The following is a 9,124-nucleotide window of genomic DNA, read 5'->3' on the forward strand; positions in this document are numbered from 1 at the left end:
GCAAGCATGGACCAGCCGCGCGCCGGCGCACCCCGGGGGGCGGGGCCGGCGGTGACGGGCCGGTGACCGCCCGGTGAGCAGGCGGCGAGCGCACGGGCCCGGACGCGCCCCGCGCAGCGCGCCGACCCCGGGGCGGCATAGGGTCGTGCCATGCGCAGAGCGAAGATCGTCTGCACCCTCGGGCCCGCCGTCGCCGGCCCCGAGCGGTTGCGTGCCCTGGTGGACGCCGGGATGGACGTCGCCCGGATGAACCTCAGCCACGGTTCCCACGAGGACCACCGGGCCAACTTCGAGGGGGTGCGGGCCGCCGCGGAGGCCACCGGACGCTCCGTCGGCATCCTCGCCGACCTGCAAGGCCCCAAGATCCGCCTCGGGCGGTTCGCCGACGGCCCGCACGACCTCGCCGTCGGTGACGTCTTCACCATCACCACCGAGGACGTCGTGGGCACCAAGGACGTGTGCTCCACCACCTACAAGGGCCTGACCGGCGACGTGTCGGTCGGCGACCGCATCCTCATCGACGACGGCAAGGTCGGCCTGGACGTCACCGCCGTCGACGGCCCCCGCGTGGTCACCCGGGTGAGCGTGCCCGGGCCGGTCAGCAACAACAAGGGCATCAACCTGCCCGGCGTCGCGGTCAGCGTGCCCGCCCTGTCCGAGAAGGACGTGGAGGACCTGCGCTTCGCGCTGCGCCTGGGCGTGGACATGGTCGCCCTGTCCTTCGTGCGCTCCGCGGCCGACGCCGACGACGTCCACAAGATCATGGACGAGGAGGGCGTGACCGTCCCGGTCATCGCCAAGGTCGAGAAGCCGCAGGCGGTGCAGAACCTGCGCGAGGTCGTCGCCGCCTTCGACGGCATCATGGTCGCCCGCGGCGACCTCGGCGTCGAACTGCCCCTGGAAGAGGTCCCCCTCGTCCAGAAGCGCGCCATCGAGCTGGCCCGCCGCCAGGCCAAGCCCGTCATCGTCGCCACCCAGATGCTCGAGTCGATGATCACCGCCCCGCGCCCCACCCGCGCGGAGGCCTCCGACTGCGCCAACGCCGTCCTGGACGGCGCCGACGCGCTGATGCTGTCGGGGGAGACCAGCGTGGGCACCTTCCCCTACGAGGCCGTGCGCACCATGGCCCGCATCATCGAGAACACCGAGACCCACGGCGCCGAGCGCATCGCCCCCCTGGGCAGCACCCCGCACACCAAGGGCGGTGCGGTCACCCTGGCCGCCTCGGAGATCGGCAAGCAGCTCGACGCCACCCTGCTGGTCACCTTCACCCAGTCCGGCGACTCCGCGCGCCGGCTGTCCCGGCTGCGCTCGCCGATCCCGCTGCTGGCGTTCACCCCCGAGCACGCCACCCGCCGCCGCCTCGCGCTCAGCTGGGGCATCGAGCCGCACCACGCCCCGTTCATCAGCACCACCGACGAGATGGTCAAGGCCCTGGACCAGCGCCTGCGGGAGATGGGCCGCTGCGCCGAGGGCGACCTCATCGTCATCGTCGCCGGTGCCCCCCCGGGCATCGTGGGCTCCACCAACGCCGTGCGCGTGCACCGCATCGGCGACGCCACCGCGGGGGTCTCCTCGGCCTACGCCTGAGCCGACCCGCACGCGAACGGGCCCGCACGCCCCCTCGAGGGGGAGTGCGGGCCCGTTCGCGCGCGCGGTGCCCCGGGTGGGATTCGAACCCACACTGGATCGAGTTTGAGTCGATTGCCTCTGCCGGTTGGGCTACCGGGGCGCACCGCCGGCACCCGCGGGTGCCGGTCCGGCCACCCTACCGGTCCACGCACCGCGCCCGGCGGGGTGACGGGGCTCCGACGCGCCGACACCGGCCCACTAGGATGAGGGCGTGACCAACACTTCCGACACCGCCGCGACCCCGTCCTCCACCGCTCGCCGGGTGGTCGTCGCGGAGGACGAGGCGATCATCCGCCTCGACATCGTGGAGATGCTCCGGGAGGCCGGCTACGACGTCGTCGGCGAGGCCGGCGACGGCGAGCAGGCGGTCGCCCTGGCCGAGGAGCACAAGCCCGACCTGGTCGTGATGGACATCAAGATGCCCGTCCTGGACGGCATCTCCGCGGCCGAGCGCATCGTCAAGGCCCGCATCGCGCCCGTCGTGCTGCTGACCGCCTTCTCCCAGGCCGAGCTCGTCGAACGCGCCCGCGACGCCGGCGCCATGGCGTACGTCGTCAAGCCCTTCACCTCCGCCGACCTGCTGCCCGCCGTGGAGATCGCCGTCAGCCGGCACCAGCAGATCATGGCCCTGGAGGACGAGGTCGCCGACCTCGCCGACCGCTTCGAGACCCGCAAGCTCGTCGACCGCGCCAAGTCCAAGCTGCAGACCCAGTTCGGCATGAGCGAACCCGAGGCGTTCCGCTGGATCCAGAAGACCTCCATGGACAAGCGCCTGACGATGCGCGAGGTCGCCACCACGGTCATCAACGCCGGCGACGACCGCTCCTGACCACCCCCCGCTCCACCCCCGCAACACCCCCGCAGCACCCCCGCTCCACCCCTGAGGACGGCCCGGGCACCACCGCCGGTGACCGGGCCGTCCCCACCGGTGCACCACCCGGGTGAAAGCACCCACCACCACCCCCCGGGGCCCACCCGGATCTTCCGCTCAGCCCCGCGAAGGCCCTAAGGTCCCCTCAGCCGCGAGCGCGGCGACCGGAAGCGGGGGCCCGGTCCTTTCGAGGAGGACGCCGTGCCGAGACCTGCCGTGGTGGTGCGCGAAGCCGCGGCCACCGACGTGGAAACCCTGATGGACCTCTACGCCTCCGCACGCTTCGACGCCGGTCAGCTGCGCGCCTCCGTCGACAGCGTGCGCACCCGCCTCCGGCACGCCCTGACCGACGGCTCCGTGCGCGTCCTGCTGGCCACCGTGGCCGGTGAACCCGTCGGCTACGCCCTGCTGACCTCCTCACCCCTGCTGCCCCTGGGCGGCTGCGCCGGCCCCAGCATCGAGCACCTGCACGTGGTGCCCGAGCACCGCCGCCGCGGCGTCGGCCGCGCGCTGCTGCGCCGCGCACTGCAGCTCGCCGAAGCCGAGGGCGCCGAGCAGCTGGCCTGCACCGCACTGCCCGGCGACCGCGACTACACCCGCTACCTGGCCCGGCTCGGCTTCGCCCCCGTCGTCGTGCGCCGCGCCGCCCCCCTGACCGTGCTGCGCCGCCGCCTGGCCCTGGACGGCTCCACCGCCCGCGACGCGCACAGCTCCGGCGTCGTGGCCCGCCGCCGCTCCCTGCGCGCCCGCCTGGCCCGCAGCACCGCGCTGCCCACCCCCCGCGACAGCACCGGACCCCTGCCCGACGCCACCCCCGTCAGCTGACCCCCCAGCACCCCGCCGGCCCGGCCCCAGCGCTCCCGCACCCCGCGCGTCGCACCCCCTGACTACCCTGACCGGCGTGACCCCACCTGCCGCGTCGACGTCCCGCCGCGCCACCAGCCGCACCCCCCAGCAGACCCGCCCCCGCCTGCTGCTGGTCGACGGCCACTCCCTGGCCTACCGCGCCTTCTACGCCCTGCCCGTGGACAACTTCGCCACCAGCACCGGCCAGCCCACCAACGCGGTGTACGGGTTCACCTCCATGCTCATCAACGTCCTGCGCGACGAGGAGCCCACCCACCTCGCCGTCACCTTCGACGTCTCGCGCTCCACCTTCCGCACCGAGGCCTACGCCGACTACAAGGCCACCCGCCTCAAGAGCCCCGACGAGTTCCGCGGCCAGGTCGAACTCGTCAAGGAAGTCCTCGCCGCCCTGCGCGTGCCCGTCGTCGAGAAGGAGGGGTACGAGGCCGACGACGTCATCGCCACCCTCACCGAGAACGCCGTCGCCGCCGACTACGAGGTCCTCATCTCCACCGGCGACCGCGACGCCCTGCAACTCGTCCGCGACGGCGTCACCGTCCTGTACCCGCGCAAGGGCGTCTCCGACCTGCTGCGCATGACCCCCGACGTCGTCACCGAACGCTACGGCGTACCCCCCGAGCGCTACCCCGACCTCGCCGCCCTCGTCGGCGAGACCTCCGACAACCTGCCCGGCGTGCCCGGCGTCGGCCCCAAGACCGCCGCCAAGTGGATCGGCACCTACGACGGCCTCGACGGCGTCATCGCCCACGCCGACCTCATCAAGGGCAAGGCCGGCGAGAGCCTGCGCGCCCACCTCGACGGCGTCATCCGCAACCGGCGCCTGAACGCCCTCGTGCGCGACCTCGACCTCACCGTCCACGTCGAGGACCTCGTGCGCCGCCCCTGGGACCGCGAACAGGTCCACACCGTCTTCGACGGCCTGGAGTTCCGCGTCCTGCGCGACCGCCTCTTCGCCACCCTCGAAGCCGCCGAACCCGAGGCCGAAGCCGGCTTCGGCGTCGACGGCGCCGTCCTCCTCGACGACGAGGTCGCCACCTGGCTCACCGAGCACGCCACCGGCCCCACCGGCCTGCACGTCAGCGGCCAGTGGCACCGCGGCACCGGCGACGTCACCGGCCTGGCGCTCGCCGGCGCCGACGGCGTCGCCGCCTGGCTGGACCCCACCACCCTCACCCCCGAGGACGAACGCGCCCTCGCCGCCTGGCTGGCCGACCCCGCGGCCCCCAAGCTCGCCCACGACGTCAAGGGCCCCAGCCACGCGCTGGCCGCCCGCGGCTGGCCCCTGGCCGGCGTCGTCATGGACACCGCCCTGGCCGCCTACCTGTGCCGCCCCGACCAGCGCAGCTACGACCTCGCCGACCTCGCCGTGCGCCACCTCAAGCGCGAACTGCGCGCCGAGACCCCCAGCACCCCCGCCGGCACCGCACCCGCCGCCGGCGACGACGAGCAGCTCACCCTCGACGCCGGCGACGGCCCCGTCGGCGCCGACCTGCAGGCCCGCGCCGAGGAGGGCATGGTCCGCGCCCTGGCCGTCACCGAGCTCGCCGACGTCCTGGCCGCCGAGCTGGAGACCCGCGGCGGCACCCGCCTGCTGCACCAGGTCGAGCTCCCCCTCGTCGACGTCCTCGCCCGCGCCGAACGCACCGGCATCGCCGTCGACGACGACCTGCTCGCCGACCTCGAGAACCACTTCGCCGACCGCGTCGCCCAGGCCCAGCGCCAGGCGCACGAGGTCATCGGCACCGAGATCAACCTCGGCTCACCCAAGCAGCTGCAGACCGTCCTCTTCGAGCAGCTCGCCATGCCCAAGACCAAGCGCACCAAGACCGGCTACACCACCGACGCCGACGCCCTGGCCTCCCTCTTCGTCAAGACCGGCCACCCGTTCCTGCAGCACCTGCTCGAACACCGCGACGCCTCCCGCCTGCGCCAGACCGTCGAGGGCCTGCGCAAGTCCGTCGCCGACGACGGCCGCGTCCACACCACCTTCCAGCAGATGATCGCCGCCACCGGCCGCCTCAGCTCAACCGACCCCAACCTGCAGAACATCCCCATCCGCACCGACGAGGGCCGCCGCATCCGCGCCGCCTTCGTCGTCGGACGCGACCACGACGGCACCACCTACGACAGCCTGCTCACCGCCGACTACTCCCAGATCGAGATGCGCATCATGGCGCACCTGTCCGGCGACACCGGCCTCATCGCCGCCTTCACCTCCGGCGAGGACCTGCACCGCTTCGTCGGCAGCCGCGTCTTCCGCGTCGAACCCGCCGACGTCACCCCCGACATGCGCGCCAAGATCAAAGCCATGTCCTACGGCCTGGCCTACGGGCTGTCCGCCTTCGGCCTGTCCAACCAGCTGAAGATCACCACCGAAGAGGCCCGCAGCCTCATGGACGACTACTTCGAACGCTTCGGCGGCGTGCGCGACTACCTGCACGGCGTCGTCGACGAAGCCCGCCGCGTCGGCTACACCGAGACCATCATGGGCCGGCGCCGCTACCTGCCCGACCTCACCAGCGACAACCGCCAGCGCCGCGAGATGGCCGAGCGCGCAGCCCTCAACGCCCCCATCCAGGGCTCGGCCGCCGACATCATCAAGGTCGCCATGCTCGACCTCGACACCGCCCTGCGCGACGCCGGACTGCGCTCGCGCCTGCTCCTGCAGGTCCACGACGAACTCGTCCTCGAAGTCGCCCCCGGCGAACGCGACCAGCTCGAACACCTCGTGCGCACCACCATGGCCGGAGCAGCCGACCTCGCCGTCCCCCTCGACGTCTCCGTCGGCGCCGGACGCTCCTGGCACGAAGCCGGCCACTGACCACGCCCCGGCACCGGCGGACCCGACACCCCCGGCAGGGGTGCCCGGGCCCGCCGGCCCCCTGCCCGGCGCCGACGGCGCGCGGACCCAGGACCTGACCGGCGACCTCCCCTACGGCCAGGGCTTCAACGCCAACGGCGTCCGGGCGCTGGTCGACGGCCGCTCCGGGCTCCCGCCCGCCGAGGCCGCGACCGCCGACCACCAGGTCGTGCGCGTGTACCTGCCCCGCGCTGAACCCGCCACCTCCGCGGGGACCCGCGGGGGAGCGGCGCCCCGGGCCACCCGCGCACCCCGTGCCCGGGCGGTCCCTCAGCCCGCCGCCCGCCCCGGCACCGTGCAGCACAGCACCAGCGTGCCCGGCACCAGCTCCCCCCGCAGCCGGCTCCACCCGCCCCACACCGCGTCCCCAGCCGCCCACTCCGGCTCCACCAGGTCCTCCAGCACCAGCCCCGCACCCCGCACCAGACGCACCCAGTCACCCACCGTCCGGTGGTGCTCGGCGTACGTCACCACCTCAGCACCCCCACCACCGCTGTCCGTCTCCACGTACGGACGGCGGTCGAAGTACGAGTGGTGCACCCGCAACCCCTCCGGCCCCGGCACGTCCGGCAACGCCCACCGCACCGGGTGCGGCACGCTCGCCACCAACCGCCCACCCGGCCGCAGCACCCGCACCACCTCCACCAGCACCCGCTCCACGTCCGCCACGAACGGCAACGCCCCGTACGAGGTGAACACCACGTCGAACACCCCCGACGCGAACGGCAGCACCCGCGCGTCGCACTGCACCAGCGGCGTCACCACCCCCGCCTCCGCGTCCGCGGCGACCCCCTGCGCCAGCATCCCGCCCGACAGGTCGCTGGCCACCACCCGCGCCCCGCGCCCCGCCAACCACCGCGAGCACTGCGCCGCCCCGGCCCCCACCTCCAGCACGCGCAGACCCCGCACGTCCCCCAGCAGCCCCGCGTCCTCCTCGCGCAACCCCTCCGGCCCCCACACCAGGTCCGAACCCACCCGCGCGTCCCCCAGGAACGCACCGTGCTCGGCCCGGTAACCCACCGCCTCGCGGTCCCACCAGCCGCGCTGGGCCGCCACCACCTCCCGGGCCCCCACCGCCCGGCGCCGCACCGCGAACCCGCCGCCCACCACGTCCTCGTCCACCTCGTCCTCGCCCACCGCCGCATCCTCCCAGCGGCCCCGACCCCGCGGCGCTCGCGGGCGCGCGGGGGAGCGGGGGTGCTTTGCCTGGGGGCAGCAGCGCCGGTAGGCTTGAACGGCGAGCGTCCGCCCCCGGTTCCACGACATGTTCCGAGGTCCGCGCCCGTGGCGGCCGGGAACCCCCGGGCGTGACCCTTCGACTGTCCCTGACGGAGCCCCTACCTCCATGACGACCACGACGACCGCTCCGGCGAGCGCCACCCCTCAGATCGCGATCAACGACATCGGATCGGCTGAGGACTTCCTCGCAGCGGTCGATGCCACCATCAAGTACTTCAACGACGGTGACATCGTCTCCGGCACCATCGTGAAGGTCGACCGTGACGAGGTCCTCCTCGACATCGGTTACAAGACCGAGGGCGTCATCCCCTCGCGCGAGCTCTCCATCAAGCACGACGTCGACCCCAACGAGGTCGTCGGCGTCGGCGACGAGGTGGAAGCTCTCGTCCTCCAGAAGGAGGACAAGGAAGGCCGCCTGATCCTGTCCAAGAAGCGCGCGCAGTACGAGCGCGCCTGGGGCACGATCGAGGCGAAGAAGGAAGCCGACGAGGTCGTCGAGGGCACCGTCATCGAGGTCGTCAAGGGTGGTCTCATCCTGGACATCGGCCTGCGCGGCTTCCTGCCGGCGTCGCTGGTGGAGATGCGCCGCGTGCGCGACCTGCAGCCCTACGTGGGGCAGAAGATCGAAGCCAAGATCATCGAGCTGGACAAGAACCGCAACAACGTGGTCCTGTCCCGCCGCGCCTGGCTCGAGCAGACCCAGTCGGCGGTCCGCCAGAACTTCCTCACGACCCTGCAGAAGGGTCAGGTCCGCTCCGGCGTGGTCTCCTCGATCGTCAACTTCGGCGCGTTCGTCGACCTGGGCGGCGTGGACGGCCTGGTGCACGTCTCCGAGCTGTCCTGGAAGCACATCGACCACCCCTCCGAGGTCGTCGAGGTCGGCCAGGAGGTCACCGTCGAGGTGCTCGACGTCGACATGGACCGCGAGCGCGTGTCCCTGTCGCTGAAGGCCACCCAGGAAGACCCGTGGCAGCAGTTCGCCCGCACCCACGCCATCGGCCAGGTCGTGCCGGGCAAGGTCACCAAGCTCGTCCCGTTCGGCGCGTTCGTGCGCGTCGACGACGGCATCGAGGGCCTGGTGCACATCTCCGAGCTGGCCGAGCGCCACGTCGAGGTGCCCGAGCAGGTCGTCCAGGTCAACAGCGACATCTTCGTCAAGGTCATCGACATCGACCTCGAGCGTCGCCGGATCTCCCTCTCGCTGAAGCAGGCCACCGAGTCCCTCGCCGCCGCCGGCGACGAGTTCGACCCGTCGCTGTACGGCATGGCCGCCGACTACGACGAGCAGGGCAACTACAAGTACCCCGAGGGCTTCGACCCCGAGACCAACGACTGGCTCGAGGGCTACGAGGCCCAGCGCGAGGAGTGGGAGACGCAGTACGCGCTCGCCCACGAGCGCTGGGAGGCGCACCGCCGCGTGGTCGCCGAGCAGGCCGAGGCCGAGGCCCGCGCCGAGGCCGAGGGCGTGCCGGCTGCGGCGTCCTCCTCCGCGGCGTCCTCGTCGTCGAGCTCCGGCTCGGCCCCGTCCTCCTACACCTCGGAGGCTCCCGAGGCCGCGGGCACCCTCGCGTCCGACGAGGCCCTGGCCGCCCTGCGCGAGAAGCTCACCGGCGGGCAGTGACCCACCCGGCCGGGACCGTGCCCCGCACGGTCCC

6 protein-coding genes and 1 tRNA gene are annotated in these 9,124 nt (G+C 73.3%); 5 read left to right on the forward strand and 2 right to left on the reverse strand.

What is annotated here, in order from left to right; genetic code table 11:
- The first annotated feature begins 150 nt into the window (after positions 1-150).
- Positions 151-1,590, forward strand: coding sequence for a pyruvate kinase (gene pyk, locus ACRYM0_RS08020; RefSeq protein WP_432503830.1), 1,440 nt, complete (start codon positions 151-153; stop codon positions 1,588-1,590).
- Positions 1,591-1,658: 68 nt separating this feature from the next.
- On the opposite strand, the gene ACRYM0_RS08025 is transcribed toward pyk, so the two are convergent.
- Positions 1,659-1,732 (reverse strand) — tRNA-Leu (locus ACRYM0_RS08025).
- A gap of 111 nt (positions 1,733-1,843) precedes the next feature.
- Here ACRYM0_RS08025 and ACRYM0_RS08030 point away from each other — a divergent pair.
- The 3 genes from ACRYM0_RS08030 (at position 1,844) to polA (ending at position 6,191) form a co-directional block, all read left to right on the forward strand.
- Complete coding sequence (locus ACRYM0_RS08030; RefSeq protein ID WP_432498757.1) at positions 1,844-2,461, forward strand: ANTAR domain-containing response regulator; 618 nt, start codon at positions 1,844-1,846, stop codon at positions 2,459-2,461.
- A 243-nt stretch (positions 2,462-2,704) separates the two neighbouring features.
- Complete coding sequence (locus ACRYM0_RS08035; protein ID WP_432503832.1) at positions 2,705-3,328, forward strand: GNAT family N-acetyltransferase; 624 nt, start codon at positions 2,705-2,707, stop codon at positions 3,326-3,328.
- Between the two features lie 76 nt (positions 3,329-3,404).
- Positions 3,405-6,191, forward strand: coding sequence for a DNA polymerase I (polA, locus tag ACRYM0_RS08040; RefSeq protein ID WP_432503834.1), 2,787 nt, complete (start codon positions 3,405-3,407; stop codon positions 6,189-6,191).
- A gap of 309 nt (positions 6,192-6,500) precedes the next feature.
- Here polA and ACRYM0_RS08045 read toward each other — a convergent pair whose 3' ends face one another.
- Complete coding sequence (locus ACRYM0_RS08045; protein WP_432503836.1) at positions 6,501-7,367, reverse strand: class I SAM-dependent methyltransferase; 867 nt, start codon at positions 7,365-7,367, stop codon at positions 6,501-6,503.
- 208 nt (positions 7,368-7,575) lie between these two features.
- Between ACRYM0_RS08045 and rpsA the strand changes: the two genes are divergently transcribed.
- Positions 7,576-9,090, forward strand: coding sequence for a 30S ribosomal protein S1 (gene rpsA, locus ACRYM0_RS08050; RefSeq protein WP_432503839.1), 1,515 nt, complete (start codon positions 7,576-7,578; stop codon positions 9,088-9,090).
- Positions 9,091-9,124 lie beyond the last annotated feature (34 nt).

It is taken from the genome of Kineococcus arenarius subsp. arenarius (assembly GCF_050871845.1).
In the GTDB taxonomy this organism is placed as follows: domain Bacteria; phylum Actinomycetota; class Actinomycetes; order Actinomycetales; family Kineococcaceae; genus Kineococcus.

Bases quoted from the DNA above. Each gene is read 5' to 3' on its own strand.
- pyk (WP_432503830.1), top strand. From the start codon at position 151: ATGCGCAGAGCGAAGATCGTCTGCACCCTCGGGCCCGCCGTCGCCGGC.
- rpsA (WP_432503839.1), top strand. From the start codon at position 7,576: ATGACGACCACGACGACCGCTCCGGCGAGCGCCACCCCTCAGATCGCG.